The 22,959-nt window shown below is 59.8% G+C and carries 21 protein-coding genes and 2 pseudogenes; 3 read left to right on the top strand and 20 right to left on the bottom strand.

Translation table 11 applies throughout. The annotated features are described in order from the left end of the window. Nucleotides 1–16: 16 nt before the first annotated feature. The 5 genes from EJ073_RS31570 to EJ073_RS14460 form a co-directional block, all read right to left on the bottom strand. Nucleotides 17–430 carry a hypothetical protein gene (locus EJ073_RS31570; protein WP_190233858.1) on the bottom strand — a complete coding sequence of 138 codons (414 nt, stop codon included), beginning with the start codon at nt 428–430 and terminating at the stop codon, nt 17–19. Then, nucleotides 403–1,035 carry an ABC transporter substrate-binding protein gene (locus tag EJ073_RS31565; protein ID WP_190233857.1) on the bottom strand — a complete coding sequence of 211 codons (633 nt, stop codon included), beginning with the start codon at nt 1,033–1,035 and terminating at the stop codon, nt 403–405. Before EJ073_RS31565 ends, EJ073_RS31570 begins: the two co-directional genes overlap by 28 nt. A gap of 62 nt (nt 1,036–1,097) precedes the next feature. Beyond that, the gene (locus tag EJ073_RS14470; protein WP_126056327.1) at nt 1,098–2,105 is read right to left on the bottom strand and encodes an ABC transporter substrate-binding protein; all 1,008 of its coding nucleotides are present in this window, start codon (nt 2,103–2,105) and stop codon (nt 1,098–1,100) included. 374 nt (nt 2,106–2,479) lie between these two features. Then, nucleotides 2,480–2,947, bottom strand: a complete 468-nt coding sequence (locus tag EJ073_RS14465) for a metallophosphoesterase family protein (protein ID WP_126056326.1) — start codon at nt 2,945–2,947, stop codon at nt 2,480–2,482. 8 nt (nt 2,948–2,955) lie between these two features. Then, on the bottom strand, nt 2,956–3,861 hold the full coding sequence (locus tag EJ073_RS14460) for a ribonuclease Z (RefSeq protein WP_126059228.1): 906 nt from the start codon (nt 3,859–3,861) through the stop codon (nt 2,956–2,958). 732 nt (nt 3,862–4,593) lie between these two features. On the opposite strand from EJ073_RS14460, the gene EJ073_RS14455 reads away from it, so the two are divergent. After that, a complete protein-coding gene (locus EJ073_RS14455; protein ID WP_126056325.1) occupies nt 4,594–4,785 on the top strand; it encodes a CsbD family protein in 192 nt (63 codons plus the stop codon). Nucleotides 4,786–5,225: 440 nt separating this feature from the next. Here EJ073_RS14455 and EJ073_RS14450 read toward each other — a convergent pair whose 3' ends face one another. The 11 genes from EJ073_RS14450 to EJ073_RS14400 all read right to left on the bottom strand — a co-directional run bounded on the left by EJ073_RS14450 (nt 5,226) and on the right by EJ073_RS14400 (nt 17,176). Further along, nucleotides 5,226–6,173, bottom strand: coding sequence for a DUF72 domain-containing protein (locus EJ073_RS14450; protein ID WP_126056324.1), 948 nt, complete (start codon nt 6,171–6,173; stop codon nt 5,226–5,228). Nucleotides 6,174–6,299: 126 nt separating this feature from the next. After that, a complete protein-coding gene (locus EJ073_RS14445) occupies nt 6,300–6,905 on the bottom strand; it encodes a cupin (protein WP_126056323.1) in 606 nt (201 codons plus the stop codon). Next, on the bottom strand, nt 6,905–8,458 hold the full coding sequence (locus EJ073_RS14440; protein ID WP_126056322.1) for an FAD-dependent oxidoreductase: 1,554 nt from the start codon (nt 8,456–8,458) through the stop codon (nt 6,905–6,907). Before EJ073_RS14440 ends, EJ073_RS14445 begins: the two co-directional genes overlap by 1 nt. A gap of 23 nt (nt 8,459–8,481) precedes the next feature. Further along, a complete protein-coding gene (locus EJ073_RS14435) occupies nt 8,482–8,988 on the bottom strand; it encodes a ferritin-like domain-containing protein (protein WP_126056321.1) in 507 nt (168 codons plus the stop codon). A gap of 302 nt (nt 8,989–9,290) precedes the next feature. Next, nucleotides 9,291–9,437, bottom strand: coding sequence for a hypothetical protein (locus EJ073_RS31560; RefSeq protein ID WP_189375164.1), 147 nt, complete (start codon nt 9,435–9,437; stop codon nt 9,291–9,293). 26 nt (nt 9,438–9,463) lie between these two features. Next, complete coding sequence (locus EJ073_RS14430; RefSeq protein ID WP_348627269.1) at nt 9,464–10,516, bottom strand: divalent metal cation transporter; 1,053 nt, start codon at nt 10,514–10,516, stop codon at nt 9,464–9,466. A 220-nt stretch (nt 10,517–10,736) separates the two neighbouring features. After that, entirely contained in the window at nt 10,737–11,042 is a 306-nt protein-coding gene (locus tag EJ073_RS14425; RefSeq protein ID WP_126056319.1) for a hypothetical protein, read from the bottom strand. Between the two features lie 221 nt (nt 11,043–11,263). Beyond that, nucleotides 11,264–11,839 carry a PRC-barrel domain-containing protein gene (locus EJ073_RS14420; RefSeq protein ID WP_348627264.1) on the bottom strand — a complete coding sequence of 192 codons (576 nt, stop codon included), beginning with the start codon at nt 11,837–11,839 and terminating at the stop codon, nt 11,264–11,266. A 512-nt stretch (nt 11,840–12,351) separates the two neighbouring features. After that, nucleotides 12,352–14,058, bottom strand: coding sequence for a DNA polymerase/3'-5' exonuclease PolX (locus tag EJ073_RS14415; RefSeq protein ID WP_126056318.1), 1,707 nt, complete (start codon nt 14,056–14,058; stop codon nt 12,352–12,354). A 94-nt stretch (nt 14,059–14,152) separates the two neighbouring features. After that, complete coding sequence (ligD, locus tag EJ073_RS14410; RefSeq protein ID WP_245455601.1) at nt 14,153–15,988, bottom strand: DNA ligase D; 1,836 nt, start codon at nt 15,986–15,988, stop codon at nt 14,153–14,155. A gap of 468 nt (nt 15,989–16,456) precedes the next feature. Beyond that, a complete protein-coding gene (locus EJ073_RS14400) occupies nt 16,457–17,176 on the bottom strand; it encodes a DJ-1/PfpI family protein (protein WP_126056316.1) in 720 nt (239 codons plus the stop codon). 241 nt (nt 17,177–17,417) lie between these two features. Between EJ073_RS14400 and EJ073_RS14395 the strand changes: the two genes are divergently transcribed. Continuing rightward, nucleotides 17,418–19,184, top strand: coding sequence for an adenylate/guanylate cyclase domain-containing protein (locus EJ073_RS14395; protein ID WP_126056315.1), 1,767 nt, complete (start codon nt 17,418–17,420; stop codon nt 19,182–19,184). Nucleotides 19,185–19,453: 269 nt separating this feature from the next. Here the strand turns inward: EJ073_RS14395 and EJ073_RS32140 are convergent, their stop codons facing one another. From EJ073_RS32140 to EJ073_RS14375, 4 genes and pseudogenes are all read right to left on the bottom strand, one after another. Further along, the gene (locus EJ073_RS32140; RefSeq protein ID WP_245455599.1) at nt 19,454–19,609 is read right to left on the bottom strand and encodes a hypothetical protein; all 156 of its coding nucleotides are present in this window, start codon (nt 19,607–19,609) and stop codon (nt 19,454–19,456) included. A gap of 257 nt (nt 19,610–19,866) precedes the next feature. After that, nucleotides 19,867–20,635: pseudogene (gene xth, locus EJ073_RS14385) on the bottom strand (exodeoxyribonuclease III). A gap of 123 nt (nt 20,636–20,758) precedes the next feature. Next, nucleotides 20,759–21,363: pseudogene (locus EJ073_RS14380) on the bottom strand (general stress protein). A gap of 25 nt (nt 21,364–21,388) precedes the next feature. Then, entirely contained in the window at nt 21,389–22,138 is a 750-nt protein-coding gene (locus tag EJ073_RS14375; RefSeq protein ID WP_126056314.1) for a DUF4142 domain-containing protein, read from the bottom strand. Between the two features lie 178 nt (nt 22,139–22,316). On the opposite strand from EJ073_RS14375, the gene EJ073_RS14370 reads away from it, so the two are divergent. Further along, nucleotides 22,317–22,955, top strand: coding sequence for a hypothetical protein (locus EJ073_RS14370; RefSeq protein WP_126059226.1), 639 nt, complete (start codon nt 22,317–22,319; stop codon nt 22,953–22,955). Nucleotides 22,956–22,959: the final 4 nt, after the last annotated feature.

Raw genomic sequence — 22,959 nt, 5'->3', positions numbered from 1 at the left:
GGGGCTCGCTGCCTAGTCAGGTCTTCAGCTCGTGCTTCAGTTCGTTGAAGAAACGCCAGTCGGTGCCTTGGGCCAAGAGCTTTTGGGGGGTGCTCTTGAGCATCCCGACCTCGCGGAGGCGCAAGGCGTAGAAGCGCAGGGTGTCCTCAGCGCTATACTCACGCCAACCGTAGGGGATCGCCTTGATGACCTGGAGGGCATGGTCATAGCGCTTAGTATAGCCCTGCTCCACCAAGAACTGGGCGGACTGCTCGGGCTCGCTGGTGCAGAAATCCGCCGCTTTCAAGATGGCGCGGAGGGCGCGTTTGGTGGCCACCGGATTCGTGCGGACGAACTCCCGGTTCCCCGCCAGCATGCAGCAGAAGTATTGCGACCAGGGCCGGTCCACGGTGCTGCTAATCACTACATGGCCGATCTGCTGCTCCCGCATCTCCTGCGGTTCGGGGGAAAGCCCAGATAGGCGTCGATCTTCCCCTCACTTAGGAGCCGGATGGACTCGGGGCCCGGATGCGTGACGAAGTGTATGTCCGTATGGAGGTCCAGGCCCACATAAGCCGTCATACTGGCGAGGAAGACGTATCGGCTGGAATCCAGCGACGGCACAGCCACGGTCTTCCCCTTGAGGTCGCGGATTGCTTGGACGCGATCGGTCCCGAACAGCTCAAAGCAGCCGACGTGGAGACCAGCCAGGATGACGATCGGATCCCCAGCCTCCAGGTGGAGAAGGAGCGGGGCGGCGAAATGCGCACTGAGGTCGGCTTCACCGGAGGCGAGAGCCGGCGCGATGTCTGCGGTCCCCCTCTTTTGGAGGTAGTGCACCTCGGTGAACCCTTCGCTTCGCAGCAGTTCTTCGGCTACATACTGGGGGGCCTGGCAGATGCTAGGAATCCGGATGAGCCGGATCCGCGTCGTCTCAGGTGGTGGCTCGGCAGCGGCTCGTCTGGGGTGCCAGCCCAGAAGCCCCGCTGTCCCCGCCAGCGTTATCCCACGCAGGAGCCTCCGTCGGCTGAACCGTCCGGCGCATTGGGTACGCATGGGAACCTCCCTTCCAAATACTGGCCAGTGTGACACCGAGAACGCTGACCCGTGTCAGATGCTCACATCTTCAGCTCTCGCTTTAGCTCGTTGAGGAAACGGAAATCCGTGCCGGCGGCCAGGATTGTCTGCGGGCTCGACTTGATCATGCCCGTCTCCTTCATGCGGAGCGCATAGAAGCGGACCGAATCCTCGGCATCATAGGCCCGCCATTTGTCGTGCGCGGTATTCTGCAGGGTCGTCAGTGCAAGGTCGTAGCTCGGCAGAAAGCCGCGATCGACCAGCGCACGCGCCGCCGAGGTCGGGTCGGACGCACAGAAATCTGCAGCCTTGAGGATGGCTCGCAGTACACGCTTGGTCGCCAGCGGGTATTTTTCTACATAGTCCGCCCTGCCTGCGACCATGCAGCAGTAATATTCCGACCATGGACGGTCGACCAAGTTACTGACAATCGTGTGGCCTATCTTATCGGAACGGACCTTCGAGAACGCGCTGGTGTCGGCGAGGAAGGCATCGACCTTGCCGTCGATGAAATCCTGCATCGGCGAGGGCCCCACGACCCATTCGATGTCGTGGCCGGGATCCAGCCCAACGTAGTTGACGATCAGGCTAAGGAATACGTGTGGGTGGTCGTTCAGGGCCCAAATCCCCACCCGCTTGCCCTTCAGGTCAGCAACGCCGTTGACTCTGTCGCTGGCCCGCAACTCCCAGCAACCCATGTGCACGCCGGTCAATATCTTGATAGGTGCTCCTGCATCGATGGACCGGATATGCATCGTCGGCATGTTGAAATCGAAATCCGTCACTCCGCCGCCGAGCCACAGCGTGTTGTCGACCTTGGTGTCTCCTTGGACGTAGCGGACGTCGGTTATGCCGTCTGCGCGCAGCAATTCTCCGGCGAGATAGAGCGAACCCCAGCAATAAGCGCCACCTACCCAGCGGCCCAGGCGCACGCTAGCCGTTTCCGGGGGCGCCTCGGCCCAGGCCTCAGTCGTTGCACCGATGAGACTTGCGGCGCCGGTCGCCGTAGCGCCGGCCAGGAAGGTGCGACGATTTTGAATAATCCGCATCGGAACGCTCCTCTTCCGAATTGCAAACGACAATTCTGGGCGGAACCGGGCAAAAGAGGTTCGGCGGAGGCAGATGGTCTCGTGAGCGCAACGAGTAGTTGTGGTTCGAGCGCGCCCAGTCCGATGCGGGAGTCTTGCGCTCTCAGTCGCCGGCTCATTTATTAGCAACCGACGATATGCCACGATACGCCCAATTTGCGTTGGCTGCGAGCGCAAAACTTGCTCGCGCCAAACGTTACGTCAGCGCCTCGATGTCAGTCGCATAAAAGGCATTGTCGAACTCTCCATTTCGGCCGGTTCACGAAGCCAATTTGAGGTGATGGTGGCTTGCGGAGGCCGTCACGCTTGGCATGCGATCGCCTTGAGCCGGCGCATTAGCTGCTGCTGAGATCCTGAATGACGGGCTGTAGACCGTCAGGCGTGATATCAACCGTCGCAAGCGTGATCGGCAACTTGAAACGACGGCGACCGGCGCTGCCCGGATTAAGATAGAGCACGCCGTCAACGGTTTTGAGTTTCGGCACATGGGAGTGACCCGACACGACCATGTCGATACCGAGTGCCGCTGGTGAGACCTGCAGCGTCTTTAGATCATGGAGGACGTAGAGCGTTCGGCCTGCCAGCCGCACCAACGCGGTGTCGGCGTAGGTCGCAGCCCACCCAGCTGTATCGACGTTTCCTCTTATCGCGGTGACTGGTGCGATCTGCTGCAGCGCGGCAATGATTTCAGGACTGCCAATGTCCCCGCCATGGATGATGTGGTCGACCCCGGCCAGGTGTCGTTCCGCCTCCGGCCTCAGCAGGCCGTGGGTGTCGGAGATGATGCCTATCCTGAATGTCATCGTAGCGGTTATATGGTGAGCACGTCGAGATCAGCCGCAATCCGGCTGTTCGGAAATGCCCGCACGGCCTCCGCGAGGATTTCTTCGTCGGCATATCGGCCGGAGATATGCGTGAGAACGAGCTGATTCACATTGCTCGTCGTCGCCAGAGATGCCGCCTGCGCAGCCGTGAGATGTCCGTAATCGCGCGCCATGGCCGCATCTCGGTCCAGGAAGGTGGCCTCGATCACCAAAAGGTCAGCGCCGCGGACATGTTCCGCCAGCCCATCGGTGGACTCTGTGTCGCCGATGATCACGAGCTTCTTGCCTGCTTCCAGCGGACCCAACACGTCTTCGGAAGCAACCGTTCGGCCATCCGCCAGGGTAATAGCCCGGCCTTCCACCAGTTCCTTCCTGATTGGACCATTTGGCACGCCCAGAGACGCCAGGTAATCGGCGCGAAGGTGGCGGCGCGGGGGCGTTTCGAGCACGAAGCCATAGCTATCCGTGTCGCGGTGGCGAACCTGAAAGCAGTCGATCGTGAATTCATCCGCGTCGAAAAACCGACCGGGCGTCAGCGGCTCAAGCCTTAGTGGGATCGGCGCTCGTCCTTCACCCCACAGGCCGGCCAGCATGCGCACGACGACGTCGAGGGTGTCCGGGCCTCCATGGACGGTGAGGAGCTCCTCGCTTTGCCCCAACCGGAGCGTAGAGAACAGGCCGGGGATCCCAAGTATATGGTCGAAATGCGCGTGCGTGAGGAGCAAGCGATGAAGCCGCCGCAAGCCGGCGCCGCTGCGCAGCAACTGGCGCTGCGTGCCTTCTCCGCAGTCGACCAAAATTCGGTGGCCGCCTGCCTCCACAAGTAGGGCAGGGTGATTGCGATCCGCAGAGGGAACGCTGGCCGAGGTGCCGAGGAAGGTAAGTCTGAAAATCATGGGGCTCGTCTATCCCCGAGCAGCGAGGCCTCAAAGCGGGCAAACAGTGCGTCGCGCGGGGACTTCCACCCAGCTTGCTGTACCCGTCTCCGAATTATTTTGAGTTCGTGCCCTGCTCGGATTTTATCCCGGCGCTTTCACCATCGCCATGAACGAGGTCGCGATCCCAATCATTGGTTTTGTCGGGCGTCTTGCTCACCGCCTCTCGGGTATCCGCTCTTTGTCCTTACGGGGTTTCGGACCTGGCATGTCCCGCGATGATTTTGATTTCATATGTGTGTCCTCTTCGGCCGCTCACTCCGAAACAGGGCCGGGTGAATTAGGTTCCGTTGGCTCCGGCTGGCGGCGGAACAGAAAGCGTGACCCTCGTTCTGATTTCGATCTGGCTATAACCAGGCATCGGATTCGGAGTGGAGGGGCGAGGGCATCCGCCATATACTTGATGTCCCAGAGCCAGGTAGCTGAGGGCCGGTAAGGGGGAGCGGTGAGTGGCGGCTTTGGCCCGGCCGCGAAAGGCTGGCATGCGGCTGTTGCCGCATTCTCTCCTTTGCGGTCGACCCGTGCGCATCCAACGTCCGTCTCGGTCAGCGCGTCCGATGCTGAGGTCTAACTTCAGCGCCGGTCTCCCACTCAAGCCGACCGGTAGCTTGCGGCTAGTCGCTGTGGAACCAATTGTCGAGGCGTAAATTCCTTAACCGAGTGATTGCCTGAATTAAGAAGGAGCTGGTCATGGGAAGCACGTCGGACAAGGTTAAAGGCAAGGCCAACGAAGTCGCTGGAAAGGCTCGCCAGGCTGTAGGCAAGGCCGTGGACAACCACGAAGAACAGGCCAAGGGCAAAGTCCAGGAAACCAAGGGCAAGGGGCAGGTTGCGAAGGGTCAGGTCAAAGACGCGGTGAAGAACCTCGTCGACAAAGCCTGAGTGTCCGATACGCAGCCATCAGTAAGCCCGCGGCGACGCGGGCTTTTCCTTTGCTGAAAATGAAGACGCGATGGTCGCCTTCGCCTATGGCGAGGGCGGCCAATATCATTGAGACGGGCTCGACCTGCCGCCCGCCAACACCACCGTCATTTTTCGCGCGTATCGGCTTGGGCCTTTATCGACGGTTGTTGGCGCTCGCGGTGGATCAGGCGCGCGGCAGGATCGTTGAAGGCTGCAGCCGGCCCGGAGCGGCGTGCTGCAGCAGTGGAATTGGTGAAAGCATCGCTGGTGCTCGAAAGCTGAACCGACCGAGCGGACGCAGAGCAACAGCGGGAACCGAGCCAACGTAGGAAAGCGCCCGAAACGATTGGACGTGCGCACCGCCTTATCTGGCATTTGCAGGAACTGCGCTTTGTTGGCGGGTTCATCGGACGCGGATCTCATACTATGATGACGGAGCCGCCACGGAAACATTCCACTTCGGACGGAGCTTGATCGAAGCCTGTTTGATCAAGCAGCCGGCGCATGGTCAAAGCGTTGCCGGGCGCAAAGCCTTCATAGTCGTTGTTGAAATAAACCCAGGCTCTCCGCGCGCCGCTGTTCTTGATCCTCTCGGCCCATTCGGCTAACTCGCCTTCGGAATAGGCGTGCCTGTACCAGCGCTCCGGACCGTGCATTCGGAGGTAAATATCGTTGGCTGTGCGAACCAGAACGTCCGGAAGCCGTGGACCGCTGCAGGAACAGAATATCGTGCCGCTCTCGCGGAAGGCGGAATAGACGGTCTCGTTCCACCAGCTGGCATGACGAAATTCCACAACGTTGCGTCGCGTGTGGTCGAGCTGGCTCAGAATGGCGCGGAGCCTCTCCTCGGTGAAGCGATAGCTTGGCGGAAGCTGGAAGAGAAAGCAGCCCATCCGCTTGCCAAGGATATCGCCGATTAGTCCAAAATCTTTTACCAGGGTTTCGGTATCCCCGAATCTCTTGACGTGCGTGATCAGCTCACAGACTTTTATGGTGTAAACGAACGCCCGCGTTCCGGGCTGACGAAGCCAGGTTTTCACATTCGCGACGGTCGGCCAGGAATAGAAGGATGCGTTTATTTCGACGGTGTCGAACTGCTGCGCATAATGAGTAAACCATTCGGAGGTTGGCATCTCAGCCGGATAGAACTTTCCGCGCCATTTCCAGTAGAACCATCCGGAGCAGCCGACATAGGCGGAGTTTGCCAACTCGGTCGAATGGCGGCCGGGCCCTTTGCCCGCCAGCCGTGCGAGGTGCATTTTTTCCGCGCGCCCCACGTTCTCTGCGCGCTGCTTTTCGCGGCGCAGCCTGCGGCGCTTACGTCGCTCGTCAAGGCCTATGTCTTTCCTGGGAACGTTGATGTCCATTGCATAATCTCTGTCCGTCTTAACGGCGATCAGAGCCAGTTGCTCCTTAGGCGAAGTGCATTGGCGCGGTCCTTTGTCCGCCCGCCATCGAGGCATCCAGAGGAAATGGGCGGAAGCGCTCAGCGCTTACCGAAATGCTTTCCAGATGTCGAAAAGCGGACCGCTGCGACCGTAGACGGGATCCTGTCGCGGTTTAGCGACCTTGAAAATGGTCTTGACGGCGTGGGCATGGTCCTCGCTCCTAGAACATTCATCGTATGTGCCGTTGGGCGGGTAGGCGCCAACCACGAGAAAGTCTTCGCTCGCCGCGAGGCACTGGTGACCAGTGCCTGCTGGCAAAATAGCGACGTCTGCCGCCTTGATGGTGAGCGTGCGGCCGCGCTTGCCTCCGAACTGCACCTTTGCCGATCCGCGAGCGACCCCAAGAACCTCATGTATGCGGGAATGGTAATGCGCATAATCGTAGATGCCGTTTCGCCAGGACCCCTTCCAGTTGTTGCGCTCGAAGAGCTCCTCGAAGATTGCAGCCGGATCGAATTCGGCAGGCAGTTTTACGACGCCGCGATAGACGACCAACGGCCAGTGGGGATGATTGGGGATGATGCCGTCGTCCTCGAAGCGGAATGCATTGGCCTTGCGCTGGCGCACCAGCCGACCGAGCTCGTCGCTTGAGGGTCGTTGCCAGCCGGTGATCTTCTCGACGAATATTTTGCCGGGCTCGAGTATGGGCATCATGTTCCTCCCGCCGGTGCGTCCACGGGGTTGAGACGACCAACGGCCGGCCCGTTGAGCACGGTGCCGTCGGGAGCAAAGTGGGAGCCATGACAGCAGCAGTCCCAGCACTGCTCGGTGGAATTCCAGGCCACCTCGCATCCAGAATGCGTGCAGACGGCGGAATTCAGATAGAGCTTTCCAGCCATATCGCGGCAGGCTGCGATCTTGCGCAGTCCGTCCCGCAGGACCCCGCCTTGGCCAGGGGCAAGCTCGGCCAGTGACTTCAAGTCACCCGGAAGCAAATAGCCGGCGAGATTTTTGACCGCGGACAGGTTTTCACGAACATAGTTGATCACTCCGGAGGGTGTGTTGCGCGACGGGTCGTAGACCTCGGCCCACGGGTTCTCCTTGCCCGAAATCATATCCTTCACCAGCAAGCCGGACAGCGCGCCATGCGTTATTCCCTGGCCGGAATCGCCGGTGACGACATAGACCGACTTGCTGCCGGGATTGAGGCCGATGAAGGCGCAATAGTCGATGGTGTCCAGAACCTGCCCCGACCAGCGCGTGACCTCTTTGCCCAAGCTTGGCACGAGCGCTCTTATCCAGGCCTCGATTGCCTCGAAACGAATGTCGCCGTCGTCGGATTCGCCGGATTTGTGGTCGGCTCCGCCTGCGATCAGATGGTCAACCGAGCCGGGACCGGGATTCATTCGGACGTAGTGGTAAGGATCGCCCGTGTCCCAGAACAACGCATCGGGGAGCGCACCCTTCGGCAATGTGAAAGCAATCGCGTAGGTCCGGTAGGGCGACATCTTGGTGTGCAGCTGAAAGCGATCGTTGATCGGCGAGTTCGTGGCGACGACGGCCGATCCCGCTTCAATCACGCCGCTGTTCTCGGTGGAGACTCGCACGCCGTCCTCGGGCAGTTCCTCGACGGAGGTCGCGGCGCTGTCGGCGAAAATGAGGGAGCCGCTTTCGCGGATCGATCCCGCAAGCCCACGCAGATATCTCAACGGATGGAAAGTCGCCTGGTTGGGGTAGCACAGGACCGGCGCCTCCTCGAAGCCCTTGAGCGGCAAGCCAGTTACCAGTTCGACAGCGGCCCCGACCTTTCGTGCCGCATCGAATTCTTGCTGGCGTTGATCGCGGGCGTCCTTGGGGTCGATACCCATCGCCGGAAACAGAAACGCGTCCAACCTGCGAAAATTGCAGTCGATCCGTAACTCCGAGACGTTTTCCTCGATGCGGGCGACCGCGGCCTCCTGACTTTGCTGGAACAGCCTTGCAACGTCTTCACCCCGCAGGTTGATCAACGCGCTGAGCCCATCGTCACAGATCGGCGCCAGATGCGCCGTGGTTCGCGATGTCATACCGCCGGCGATCGTTCCGCGATCGATGACGATGACCTTCTGGCCGATGTTGGCCAGTTCGTGAGCGATCGACAGTCCGGCGATCCCCGCTCCTATGATGACCGTGTCACAGCTCTTCTTGCCCGAGAATTTCGGCGCATCGGGATAGACGTCGACCTTCATCCAAAGGGATCGGGTGAGTTCAGCGCGCGCGTTCATGCAAGCGTCCCCAAGCGCATCGATCAAGTCGACGCCTTCTCGTTGACTTTCCGTTCGGCGATGGTGGTGAGCTTCTTGTCGGCCGCCTTTTCCTCGTTGAGGGTCGCAGTGAGAAGTCGGGCGACGGCTTCGTTGCCGCTCTGCTGAGCCCACGCAATCAGAGTTCCGTAGCGGGCAATCTCATAATGCTCGACGGCCTGTGCGGCGGCAATCAGGGCGGCGTCGAGCACTTTCTTCTCGGCAACCTCGCCTGCGATCCCGTTGGCTTCCTTGATGATGCCATCGATCGCCGGGCAGGTCGTCCCCTTCGGGTTTTCACCGATAAGCTCGAAGGCTTGCTCCAGCCGTTGGACGTGCTTTTGCGTCTCGGCGAGGTGGGCTTTGAAAGCCGCCGTCAAATCCCGGTTGGTGGCCTTTTCAACCATATCGGGGAGCGCCTTCAGAATCTGTTTTTCAGCATAGTAGATGTCCTGCAAAACGTGCAGGAACAGATCGTCCATTGTCTTGATGTCCTTCGTAAACAGGCCCATAGCGCGCTCCCAATCTTCATTGCCGAAAGATCTTTGGAGAACGCGTGGCGTGACCGCCAGTTCCGGCCGCCAGCAGCAGGCCAGCCGCGCAGGAATTTCGCCTCGGGTGTGGCGAAGTCGCCGGAACGAATGCCGTCGGCTTGTGCGTCAAGGTCAAACGCGGCCTTGTGCCTTCTATGCGAGCGGCGACCAGTATGGTGCTGATCGGCACCTATTGGAATTCGCTACTCCATGAAGTGAGATACCTCAAGGCACGCCACCAGGTGTCGGCCGTCGGCGGGCTGGCGATCTAATGCCCCTCATTACCAAACGCGAATGAATGCGGCAGCGCCAACGTCACAGCCGTTTGAACTGATGATCGTCTTGGCCTGCTTGAGCGTCGGGCCATATTTTTTTGCCCAGACCTCAGCGTCATAGCTGACAGGCCGTTTCTCTATCGGCTTGCTCATCCACCGCTCCCGGAATTCGAAAGCGGTCACAGTAGCCACTGAGCCGCCAAACCAACGACGCATAGCGTCATGGCTACGGTCGAGAGCCACCCCAGGGAACGGAGCCACCCTCGTATGGGGAAGTCTCCCATTATGTCGGCCCGGCCAGCCATAAGCATCATTACGACCATCACCGGCACCGCGCAGATGCCGTTGATTACGGCGCTCCAATAAAGCGCCTTGATCGGGTCGATTGGCGTGAACATGATGCCGGTGCCAAGAGCCGCGGCTATGGTAAGCGTCCCATAGAAAGCCACTGCCTCCTTCGGTTCACGGGCCAGGCCAACCTTCCAGTGTAGGGCCTCGCCGACTGCGAAGGCGGCCGATCCCGCGAGCACCGGAACGGCCAGTAACCCGGTACCGATGATTCCGGCCGCAAAGATGATGAAGGCGAATTTGCCGGCCACCGGTTCCAATGCCTTCGCCGCGTCCGTGGAAGAGGAGATATCGGTTACCCCTGCCTTGTTGAGCGTCGCAGCAGTGGTGAAGATGATGGCGATGGCAATAAGGTTGGACAGGGCCATCCCAACCAGTGTGTCAGCGCGAATCCGCCCGAACGCTTTTCGAGCCTGCCACGGTGCCCATTTCAGGGGCTTGGCGGAAGGATCGAGCTTTTCCTCCTCGACCTCTTGCGAAGCCTGCCAGAAAAACAGGTAGGGAGAAATGGTTGTGCCCAAGATGGCAAGCAGCGTCGTGAAGAACGTGCCGTTCCATTCGACGTGCGGAATCAACACCCCATTTGCCGCTTCGCGCCACGGAACGTTTGCAGCGAACATCGCCACGACATAGGCGAACAGGCTAAGCGTGGTCCATTTAAGGATTTTCACGTAACGGCTGTATTTGAGGAACACGATTGCCGCCACGCTGACCAGCGCAAACCCCAGGACATAGACCGAGCTAGGCCCTCCGATCAGAAGGTTGAGCGCATCAGCCATCGCGCTTAAGTCGGCACCAATGTTGATCACATTGGCGGAAAATAGCAGGACGACCACAAGATAAAGCAGGGGGGCAGGGTAATAGCGAGAAAGGTTGCCCGAGATGCCTTTGCCCGTGGTGCGACCTATCCGAGCCGCGATCGTGGGAGACGACCGTGTCGGTGGAGGCGCCGGTCGTCATTGATACAATGGCAGTGCGATCTGGATGATGCCGATCATGCGTCTTGACGATGACATTGAGCGTCGGTGCCAGGTGCGACCAGGCCTATCGTCTCGCAAGCTGAATGCCTCAGTCTTGTTCCGGAGCGGCCAGCGAGTCTGAGCTTCAAAGAAGTGTTATCGTCCAGTAGCGGACCACAATATTTTCCTGCCGAAAGAGGTGCTCCAGGTCGCCCTGTCGGCGCCGCCAATCTGAAACATCCATGCTTGGCGTCATCACCTCGAAGATGACGATATCGTCGCTGTCTGTTTTTCCGCGGTCCTTCCAAAGACCCTCCGCAGGCGCCTGGAGATAGGCAGTCACGCCATCGAAGCGAGCCGCCAGTTCCTCTTTCAAACGGTCGAAATCTCTTCGGGGGTACAGTTGGCCCTGGTTGTCTGAGCGAGGCAACAGGATTTGGATGAGATACATCTTAGTCACCGCTATGCTGCGGATATCAGGAGAAGACTGATCTGCGAGGTCAGGCCAGCCCCTCTAACCGCGTCTCTTTCGACACGCGAGGGACATCAGACAGGACGAGGTCGCTGATATCTGCAGAGCTATGGCGAACCTCGTCGGCTAATTTCAAGGCCCGCTTCTGTCACCGGATGACCAAAGCGCCCGCCGTGGACGACGCGCGCTTCGGTAGTTCTTTACTTGTTGATGATTATCCGTTGCTTATCGCGGTTTTGGGCGTAAGTGGCCTTGTCGTAGGCAGTTTGCGCCTCCAACTGGTCCTTGCTGAAGTCCGTATAGAGGTAGCGATTGCCGTTCTTGTCGGTCAAGAACTTGAGGTTCTCCATGCCGACGGCGACCTTCTTTTCGCCAATGCCCAGGAAGCCGCCTACATCAACAATTATCGAGTCGACCTTGTTGTCGCCTGTCAGGATCACGTCGCCGATCTCGCCGACCTTCGCATCATCTGCGCCATAAACGTTGGTTCCGATCAGATTTGCCGCGCTGATTTTGTCTGAGGGCATTTCGGTCAAGCTCGACTTGTCGATCGAGGCCGTCGCAGTCGTATCGGTTTTGGCAGTTGTCGCTTGAGTGTCCGCCGTGCTTTTGGTCGGCTGGGTCGTCGAGGCTGCCGCAGGATCGTAGGCCGTCGTATCGAAATTGGGCTGAGCATTAAGCTCATCTTTGGTCGTCTTTGCGACCAGCCAGCGATCGCCGTTCTTGTTGATCCATTCAAGCTTGTTGAAATCGTAGGCGACATTCTTTTCGCCCACGCCGAGGAAACCCCGACGCCAATGACGACGAGTTTGGCGTTCCCGTTCTTGTCGAGGACGATGTCATTAACATCGCCGATCTTCGTCGCGTCATCTGCGGTGCTGTCGTAGACCGCGGCTCCCATGATCTTGGAAACGAGCCTGCCATCCGTGACCGGAGCAACGACCTCCGTCTGGGCACCGGGTTTGGCGGTATTTGCGGCGTAAGCACCGGCGGTGCACAGCACCGTCGACATGAGAGCAGCCGTGGCCACCGTAGCCAGTATCTTGCGGACCATGTGAAATTCCTCCTGTTGCCTTGGTTGATTGACCGTCGGATCTGCCAACGTCATTTCTACCAACGAAAACAAAGGCCCTACGTTCCGGGAGTGGGTCCATGTCCTACCGGCTTAGACTGAAGGCTCATGCAGAACCTGATGCTACGTCGGGGTGAGGGTCGCGGATCTGTTTCCGGCATGGAGCCCGGCCGCGGATCGCGTTCCAGGCAGCGACTCGTGCTAGACCGCGGCTCGTTACGCGGCTCTAGGGCTCTTCGCAGGCGAGTGACGGTTGCCGCCGTTGCGGGCGGACTTGCGCTTTGAAAGATGCGCAAGCAGAGCCGTCAAACCCATGGCATTGAGAACCCGGTCTCTGGGGACACCTCCCTTGCGGGCCATTTCGACGCCCCAATGCATGTGGTCGAGTTCGCGGATTGAATGGGCGTCCGGATTGATGCTGAAGATGCAGCCGTAGTCGAGGGCCTTCTGATGCCAGCGCCAGTCGAGATCGAGACGCCAGGGATGCGCGTTGATTTCGACAGCGACACCATATTTCGCGCACGCTCTGAGGACCTTGTCGACGTCGAGCTCGTAGCCGGGACGACGCAACAATTGGCGACCGGTCATGTGCCCGATGATTGTCGTCAGGGGGTTCGCGATTGCCTCAATGATACGGTCCGACTGTTCTTTCTTCGGCAACTTGAAGCGGCTGTGCACGCTCGCGACAACGAAATCGAACTGCTTCAAGACGTGGTCCGGATAATCAAGCGAGCCGTCAGCCAGGATGTCGGCCTCAATGCCCTTCAGGACACGGAATTTTCCGCCATACCTCTTGTTCAGACGATCCGCTTCACGGTGCTGCTCGGCAATCTCCTGCAGTGTGAGGCCGCCCGCGTAGTGGGCAGACTGCGAATGGTCGGCGACACCAAAGTAGTCGAACCCGCGCTTGCGCGTCGCTTCAGCCATTGCCTCAAGCGTCTCGGTACCATCGGATGCGGTCGTGTGAGAATGCAGGATACCATGCAGATCTTCGTCCCGGACGAGGGTAGGGAGCTGCCGCCTCGCTGCCCGCCCAATCTCGTCCCTGCCTTCGCGCAGTTCAGGTTCGATGAACTGCAGGTCCAACGCACCGTAGATTTCCTCCTCTGTCGCTGATGCGATCAGCCTTCTCCCGCGGTAGAGCCCGTCGGGTTTGAGGGCAAATCCTCTCGCGACCGCGTATATCTTCAACTGCTCAAGATGGGCCGCCGAACCCGTAGCTTCGAGAAGGCTCGCGCCAAAGTGCTTCTTGTCCGTGACGACAAGCCTGAGCGTGGACTGCTCGATTGCGGTCCGCTTCTTGCCCAGCGCGACCAGCGCGAGGTCGGCAACAAGTTCGCAACCGCGCCGGAAATCACCGGCGATTTCCACACGCGAAAATTCGGGATGCTCTTGCTTCACCGATAGGATTGCATGCTCAAGGAGTGCGGCGGCCTTGTGCAGGTGAAGCTGTGTTTCGCCGCTTCGAGCGACAGCCAGGTTTTGCAGGACTCTTGTCTGAAGCGAAGCACCAAGGCCTTTGACAGGCCGGATGCGATCTGCCTTTGCCGCGGCTTCGAGCTCGGCCAACGAGTTCACACCGAGCGCCTGATGGAGCTTCAGGATCTTGTCAGGCCGCAGGCCAGGTATTGTAAAAAGCTCCATCACACCTGCCGGCACCTCCTCGCGCAGCGTCTCAAGGCGTGGATGCGTACCCGTTTCATAGAGCTTGCGCACAATGTCCGCGATCGCGTCCCCGATTCCCGGGATTCTGGTAAGGGCGCCCGCGGCGATGATCCGATCAAGCGGCTGCGACAACGCAGCCAGACTATCGGCCGCGCGCAAGTAAGCCTTGGTGCGATAGGGATTGTCTCCGCGCAGGGACGTTCGATGTGCGTATTCCCTAAGCAGACTGGCGACTGTCCGCGGATCGGTTTTGGCCATTCAAGGCAAACGGGGCCAATCTCCGCAGGTTCCAATCACGCCAAAGGCAGTGAGGCCCCCTAGTCCAGCCTTGCTGCCTTTTCGCGGAGTGGGGCTACAGATCCGGCAATGATTGGTCGGCTCGACCCCATCCCGCCAGAGATTTGCTAGCTGCGCGTTTCTTCAGTTCAGGAGCATCGCCGACGTGGAAATGCGAGGGCGCATCAATCGTCTTCATCTCCGCCCAGGTGATCGGCGCCGCGACCGGAGCGCCAGGTCGGGACCTCGCGCTATAAGGCATGATCGCGGTCGCCCCACGCTGGTTGCGCAAATAGTCGACAAAGATGCGACCCTTGCGGCGGGCCTTCGACAACGCGGCCGTGAAGTGAGAGGGATCGCTTTGAGCGACCGCTTGAGCGAGGCGATGCGCAAAGTCTTTCACTTGCGGCCACTCGGCCTGTGGGGTGAGCGGCGCGATCACATGCACTCCTTTGCCTCCCGTCAGCATCGGGAACGTCGTAAGTCCCAGCGATTTCAAAATATCACGAAACTGGAAAGCGGCGGCGCGCACGGCTTCGAAATCGAGACCCTCATCCGGGTCGAGATCGAAGACGAGGCGGTCTGCCTTTTCGACATCCTCTATCCGAGCGCCCCACCCATGCAGCTCGATCGTTCCCATCTGGACGCAGGTCATCAGCCCATCGGCGTCGTCGACATAAAGGTATGGCTCCTCGTGACCGTCCTTTTCCATGATGCCGACATGGTGGACTTTGTCGCCAAAGCTTCCGGCATCATGCTTCTGGAAAAAGCACTTCTTGGCCCGGCCCTGGGGACACCGAACAAGGCTGATCGGCCGACTGCCGACCCAAGGCAACATGATCTCCGCGACGGCCGCATAGTGGTCGGCAAGCTGGCCTTTGGTGATATTGGACTCCGGATAGATCACGCGGTCACGGTTGCTGATAGCGATGGTGTTCGCCGGCGCCGCGGTCAGCTTGGCTGTGCGACGTTCCGTCTCCAGCACGACTGCGGCCGCCTTCTTGTCTTCGCGCAGACCAAGGTAGCTCGGATGTCTCAACGTTCCTTCGTTGGTCATCTCTGTGAAGGCAATCTCCGCCACCAACTTGGGCCGAAGCCAGTGTGCTCCGCGAACTTCGGCTCGCGGCGCCTGGACGGTCGCGGCCTTCTGCTCGAGTGGTGCCATGATCTTCATGAGGCGGAAAAGCTCAGCTGTGTCGAAGCCAGTGCCGACTTTCCCCGCAAAACGCAGCTTGCCCCCGTCATGCACTCCAAGGATCAATGACCGGAACGCGCGGACCTTGTCGGACGGCGTCCAGCCGACAATCACGAATTCCTGCCGCTTGATGCACTTGATCTTGAGCCAGTTTCCGCCGCGGGCCGCCACATAAGGAGAATCGGCAAGCTTCGAAACCACCCCCTCGAGACCAGCTGCGCAAAAGCGCTCGAGCAACTCTTCTCCGCGACCCAGGATATGATCGGAATAACGAAGCACCGGGTTCTTCGCGGGCAAAATGGCCTGGAGCTTTTCCTTGCGATCAAGGAGAGGACGCCTGGTGAGATCTTCGCCGTCGAGTTGAAGGAGGTCGAAGGCATAAAAGTCGATGGTCGCCGGCGCACCCTTCAATGCGTTTTGAAGGGCCTGGAAGTTTGATCGTCCGTTTGCATCGACAACGACGGCCTCGCCATCAATCAGGGCGGACCCGACCTTGAGCTTGCTGGCTTCCGAAAGAATGGAAGGAAAACGGTGAGACCAGTCCAGGCCAGATCGCGTGTAGGCACGCGCTTGCCCGCTGCCGACGGCGACTAGAATGCGATAGCCGTCATATTTCATTTCGTGGAGCCAGCGGTCGCCGGCAGGGACGACGTCCACGAGCGTTGCGAGCTGGACGGGCCGAAAAGTTGGCAGTTCTGAATTGGCTGGGTCACGCATAGGCGACTTCGCTTGACGAGCGGTTGACCCCTGAATTGCTTTACGCGACGTTGGCTTGACCATGCTCACCCGCCCCATCCCAAGACGAAATGGCTTAATCGCGTCCAACGCACGATTGCTTCTTTAGTTTCGCTGCGAGTGGAGCTTGCTTCCGTCATTGCCGAGTCGCTTGCAGCGCCTCGGCCGCTCTCAGCTGGATCCGTACTGGCTGCCTCCCTAGATTTCCCCGCACATTGTCGCCGGACCGCGCAAGAGCCTGGCTATTGACGTCGAAACCGCCCGACGCGACTCTCCAAGTTCACACTTCGCGCTCCAAATTTGTACCCGGCGCGCATCTACTGGAGTTCATCGCGATCGGCACGGGCGTCGTCCATAGCGACGGGTGCAAGGGTTTTCGCGCCCATTACAGGGGCCGCTCACCTCCGATTGTTGTACCTCGGCAGCTACACCTGTGAGACGAAGAGTTGCCTACACCTTTCTATGCGAAACCTTCTCGAGCCCCCGCTTGATGCCCGCATGGGCCTCCTCATTGCGGTGAACCATCAGCGCCGTGGCCGCCTCGGACGCCTTGTCGGGCTGGCCGGCATCGAAAGGTGGCGACGGGTCGTACTCAATCCCAAGTTGGATGGCTTGCGCGACCTCCGGCCCTGCAAGTTCGGCAATGATGGTCAAGGCGAAGTCGATGCCTGCAGAGACTCCACCCGACGTGAAGACGTTGCCGTCTCGGACGACACGTGCCTTTTCGTGTCGCGCGCCAACCAGGGGCAATAGGTCGACATAGGCCCAATGCGTCGCTGCCCGACGCCCCTTCAGCAGTCCGGCTGCGCCAAGAAGAAACGCGCCCATGCATACCGATGTCACGTATTGTGCATGCGCGCCCTGCCGGCGAATGAAGTCGATCGTCACTGCATCGGCGAGCGCTTCCGCAACGCCCGAGCCGCCCGGCACGCAAAGGAGGTCGAGCGCGGGACAAGTTTCGAAAGTGCAACTCGGCATGATGCCAAGGCCGCGGTCACTCACGACAGGCAACATCGTCTTCGCGACGACATGGGTGCGCGACTGCGGGAACTTGCTGCGAGCCGAGATAGAGGGCGGCGTTGCAAGCCGGCTCAGAACCTCAAACGGGCCGGTGAAGTCTAGTTGAGTGATATTGGGGAAAATCACGAAGCCGACGTTGAAATCAGCCATACAAGTGTCTCCCCTAAGTCCGGAAGCCGAATTGGCGCGGTTGAGATCATCGCGCCTAGTCACGACGTCCGCAACGGGGTCAAGTCGCTCATCGCAGATGACCGCGCGGGACCCACTCCAAGCCCTTTCAACAATCGCCGGCAATGTCCACTGCGGACCGGAAGCGGCTGCAGGTCGAGCCGATCTAAATGAAGCAGCCCTAATGAGTCTGTGCTATGTCGGTGAGTGAAGGAAGGGGCAAATGAGCGAGACCCGCAAGCTTGCGGCGATCCTGGCAGCCGATGTCGTCGGATACAGCAGACTGGCTGGCTTGGACGAAGATCGGACTCTCGCGCGCCTCCGGGCCCTCCGCAGCGACCTGGTTGATCCTACGATCGCGGTATACATCGGACGAGTGGTGAAACGCACCGGTGACGGAACCCTCGTCGAGTTCCGCAGCGTTGTCGATTCAGTCCGTTGCGCTATCGAAGTGCAGAACGCCATGCTCGAACGCAACGCCGGGGTGCCGCCTGATAGACGTATCGAGTTCCGCATAGGTATCCATGTTGGCGATGTAGTCGAAGAGAGCGACGGCGACCTTATGGGCGACGGTGTCAATATTGCTGCCCGTCTGCAAAGTATCGCCGAACCTAACGGTATTTGTCTGTCGGGTGCGGCATATGAACAAGTGCGCGACAAGCTGAAGGTTGATTTCGAGGATATCGGCGACAAAGAACTCAAAAACATTGCACGGCCGGTGCGGGCCTATCGAGTAGCCTTGGACCGTGACACCGAAAGAGAGCCGACACTGCCCGACCCTTTCGGAGGAAAACTGGCCGAGCCCGACAAGCCGTCGATTGCTGTCCTGCCGTTCCTGAACATGAGCGGTGACCCCGAACAGGAATATTTTGGCGACGGCGTCGCCGAGGATATTATTACGGCCTTATCCAAGCTGCGGGGCTTCTTCGTTATCGCGCGCAATTCGACCTTCGCGTACAAAGGCAAGGCGCCAGATATCCGTCAGGTCGCGCGTGAGCTTGGTGTTCGCTACATACTGGAGGGCAGCGTCCGCAAAGCTGGCGAGCGGGTGCGGGTAACTGGGCAGCTTGTCGACGCGGCCAGCGGCAATCACATCTGGGCAGAGCGCTACGACCGGCCCACCTCTGATATTTTCGCCGTGCAGGACGAGATCACTCACAGCGTTGTCGCGGCGATAGAGCCGCAGATTTACGCAGCTGAACGCCTTCGCCTTCAAAGTAAGGCGCCGGAGAGTCTCGATGCCTGGGGCTGTGTTGTCCGGGCAATGCCTTATATCTGGACATGGGTTATTCAAGACGAGGACACTGGCATCAACCTCCTGAAGCGAGCGATTGAGGTTGATCCCCACTATGCACGCGCCCGCAGCCTACTCGCTTGGGCCTTTGCCACCCGTGTGGTCTCAGGCAATTTGGAATTTGCTCCAAGCATATCCAATGCCCTCACCCTCGCCCAACGCGCGATTGACCTCGATCCCGACGACGCATGGGCCCATTTTGCGGCGGGTTACGTATTTGCGATGTCGAGACGACTTGGGCCGGCGGTGGAGGAACTGAACGAGGCACTGCAGCGCAACCCGAACTTTGTATTCGCCCACATAATCTTGGGAGTTGCATATGGCTATGCCGGACTTGCGGACGATGGCCTCCGTCAGCTCGAAATCGCACGACGATTGAGTCCTCTTGATCAAACCCAAGCGGCCAATCTTTCGGTTGAAGGGCTTTGCCATCTAGTCGCCGGGCGGTACGCCGAAGCGGTAAGCGCTGAACGTCGGGCCGTACAGATGAGACCGAACTTTGGAACCGCTTGGCGCACACTCACGGCAGCCGCAGGACTAGCCGGTGATCTGGAAATCGCACGCCAAGGGCTCGTCGAATGCAAACGCTTACAGCCGAATTTCAGCATCGACTGGGTCGAGAAATACCACCCACTGATACGGGCGGAAGACCGCTCAAGATATATCGAAGGCCTACGAAGTGCAGGCCTGGAATAGTCCAGGCTAGGGGGGCTGCCGCCGATCTCCGCGAGCCAGAAACGCGAATAGGCAACCTTACCCTGCTTCCGACCTCTGGAAAATGGCAAGGATGACTTGCAACGGGTCGGTACTGTCTCATTGAATCTTATGCAGATCGGCTTATCAGAACGCATCAAGTCATCTTAGGCTGACCCACTGCCCAATGAGGAGGTAGCTGATGGCCGGGGCGGCGGTGTGCTGCCAGGCATCACCCAGCGGAGCAATTCAAGCAAGACTGCACCGGGTTTTCAGCCCAGGGGCCACACCTCGACGACGCCATGCGCGACTGCACAGGGGACCTGCGAGATTTTGCCGATGGCCTCGGTGAGGTCAGCAGCTTCGATCAAGGCAAATCCGGCGATCGGCAGATCTGACGACATGAACGCACCATCGCGAGTTTCCACTCCCGACCCCTCCGGATTGCGCACCTGTACCGGCGTCCCCGCCCTGCCTATCGGGGCGCCTTCGGAGCGTAACCTCGCGTCCTGTTCATGAGCCGGCATCCCTGACGGGTTGGGGCGTGCGGTCATATCCGGCCCGATCGCCATATTGGATCGTAACGAACTTTGGCATCTGCGAGGTCTCCTTTCAGGGTTTCGACGTGAAGCGTGGGCGACGGCTGCCGGGCAGACTTTCTGCAACTGCAATTGCGCAAACGGTCTTAACCGACGTCGATCCAGGCGGGTGCGTGATCGCTCGGCTTTTCCCATCCACGGGTCTCGACATCGACTCCCGCGGCCAGAATGCGCTTCGCAAGGGACGGGCTTACGAGCAGATGGTCCATCCGCAGGCCTGAGCTTCGGTCGTAGCCGCCGCGATAGGAAAAGTTCCAGTAGGTGTATATGCCCTTGTCTGGATGGATACGACGCATCGCATCCACCCAACCCAAGGTTAGCATGTGGGCATAGGCTTTCCTGCATTCGGGGAAGAAGACGGCATCGCCCAGCCAGCGCGCCGGAACAACGGCGTCTATTTCGGTGGGCACGACGTTGTAATCACCACAAAGCACCGTGCGCTCGCCCAACAGCGACTGGCTGTAGGTGACGAGACGCTCGAACCAACGGAGCTTGTAATCGAACTTTGGCCCTGGCGCGGGATTGCCATTGGGCAGATAGATGCAGTCGACGATGAGACCGTCGATTTCCGCCTCGAGATAGCGGCTATGCGTATCATCGGGATCGCCCGGCAAGCCGCGGCGGCGCTCGACCGGATCCCTACCACGGGCCAGGATTGCCACGCCGTTATAGGATTTCTGGCCGTGCCAGATTGCGCCAAAGCCGAGGTCCCGAATCGCTCGATCGGAATTTTGCGTTCGATGTTTTCAGTTCCTGAAGGCAGACGACGTCACAGTCAGTCTCGCCAAGCCACTTAAAGAGCACGGGGAGCCGGCCGTTAACCCCATTGACGTTGAAGGTCGCGATCCGGGTCATCCCCTCTGCTCCTGCGTGGGATTGCCTTAGATGTTCCAGATGAGCAGACAATCAAAAAATTTTGGATGCCTCGTGCGCCCGGCAAGAAAAAGCCCCGTCGTGTATTCGACGGGGCCTCATTTTTTAGAGTGGTGTGGTCCGGCGAACGCGATCGCGTTCGGCCTCGATGTCATCATAGGGCTCTGCGGTCGCGTCGAATCCCGTCCACCCGCTGGCCTCGTAAGCGCTTCGCCGCTCGTCCAGGTTGGCGGCACGCTCGCCTCGCAGGATGCGTTCAGCCTCGCCGGTGAGCCGATCGTCGACTTTGGCCGTCACGAGACTGCCGCCGCGGCGAACGCCCTCGGCATAGACATGAGCATCGCGTTCAGGAACGCCGGACTCCGTCAGTGCGCCCACAATTCCGCCGGCGGCTCCGCCGACCACCGCGCCGCCCACCGCGCCAACTGCCGTAGCAGCTAGCCAGCCGGCCGCCACCACAGGCCCGACACCGGGTATGGCCATGATTCCGAGCCCCGTAAGAAGGCCGCCTGCGCCGCCCACGAGCGCTCCCAGGCCCGCGCCGGCCGCGGCATCGTCGCCGGCTTCCGAGGTCTCGTCCCCCGATACCAATTGTCGGAATTGTTCGCCACGATGCTGATGTCGTCTCTCGGCACGCCAATCGCTTCCAGCTCGCTTACTGCGTCGGACGCGTCCTGATAGTCATCGAAAAGTCCGGTGACAGTCGTCATGTTTCACTCCATCGTCTGAGTTCGGTTATTGAGCGCCGGCAACCACGTTGCCTTTGAAATCGAGCGCTACGGCTACCTGCTTTCCGTCTTTCTCGGCGGTGCCGCGCCAGATGCCCTGGTCGTCCTTCGTCAATGTGCTGACATTGGCGAAGCCGGCATCCTGGATCCGTGATTTCGCCTGGGCTTCCGTAAAGCTGTTCGCTCCAGGCACCGGAGCGGATGCGTTCTGGTCTGTGTCTGTCGCTGCGGGTGCGGTGCTGGTCGTTGCCGTATTGTCGGTTTTGCCGGAGGCGATCTTTTCGATCATCTCCTGATGCATCTTGAGTGTCGGCAATGTCTGCTGTGCGAATGCCTTGAGATCCGTGTTGTCGCCGTCGGCCGCATAGTCCTGGAACAGCTTGACCGCGTCGGCGTGCGCGTCTTGCTGCATCTTCACGTAAGACTGGTCGGCTGACCCGTTCGTCGATCTCAACGCCTCGAGGTCACTCTTGTGATTGGCGTCCGTCTCCGCCGGAACCTGCAATTTCTGCTCGCCGGCGATCGACTGCAGTTTGGCGTTGGCGGCGCCGTGATCGGTAATCATTTTCAGGGCAAAGTCGTTGATGGCCTGATCTTTCGCCTTGGCCTGGACGATCTTGCTGGACTCGACTTCGAAGATCCCACCTTGCGCGGCCTTGTTGACGAAATCCTGCGCCTTTTCGGCACTGAGCGCCGGATGGGCAAAACCCAGTCCGACCGCCGTGCAGAGCGCAGCCGATAGCAAATGAAGTTTCATGGATATCCTCCAACGCACAGAATTGTGCCTGGAAGACAAACAGAGGGGCGCAGCGTTTGTTCCAACAATCGGTGCCACCCCCGCACTGAGAAATTGGCGTCCCGAGCTTCGCGTCCGTGCATAAAAGTGCACGGGGCGTCGGGTAGTGTCTGCAGCCGGGACGCCCTATCTTTCCGGCATGCCCGCGCGCCGAAAAATCGACCCGACCGCAAAATTGATCGCCGAGTGGCCGCTATCGCCGGCGGCGACACTGGGATCGCCCATGCGGACGAGGGGCATTTTCCTCGAGATCCGCTCGCGTCTGCCGCCTGCGCTCAGAAACTTGCTTCACATCGAATCCCGGGTGCTGACCTTGCGACTGCCGGAGGCCTCTGAGGCAGATGTCGATGCGGCAACGGCGATCGTGTCCAAAGCCATGCAGGACATCGAAGACCTACCCGTGATTCCCCGTGAAATCGAGGACATCCTGACGATCTCCTCTGGCGAGCGGCACCGATGGCTGAAGGACGGTCGACTTGAGAGCGCGGGGACCAGAACGGTCAACCTTCGCGGCCGCGCCAGGAAGATCACATTCCACGTGTTCGACCCACGCCACATCGAGGATGTGCTCGACCGCGACCTGGTCACCGTCTGGCGCGAGCACGACGCCGCCACCCGCGCCGAGAACCGGCGACGCGCTGCCGCAAAGGCGGCATTTAAGCGCGCGCAGAAGAGGGGGCGTGAGGCTCCCCATTCAGCAAGGAATGGGCGAGACGAAAGCTCGAAGGCCAAACTGCGCGGTTGGGACGATTTTGAGAGCGAAGGGCTGCTGCGCTGACAAG

Source organism: Mesorhizobium sp. M4B.F.Ca.ET.058.02.1.1, from assembly GCF_003952505.1.
Lineage (GTDB): Bacteria > Pseudomonadota > Alphaproteobacteria > Rhizobiales > Rhizobiaceae > Mesorhizobium.
Note: the sequence above shows the minus strand (reverse complement) of the source record. Positions and strands in the feature narration are given on the sequence as shown.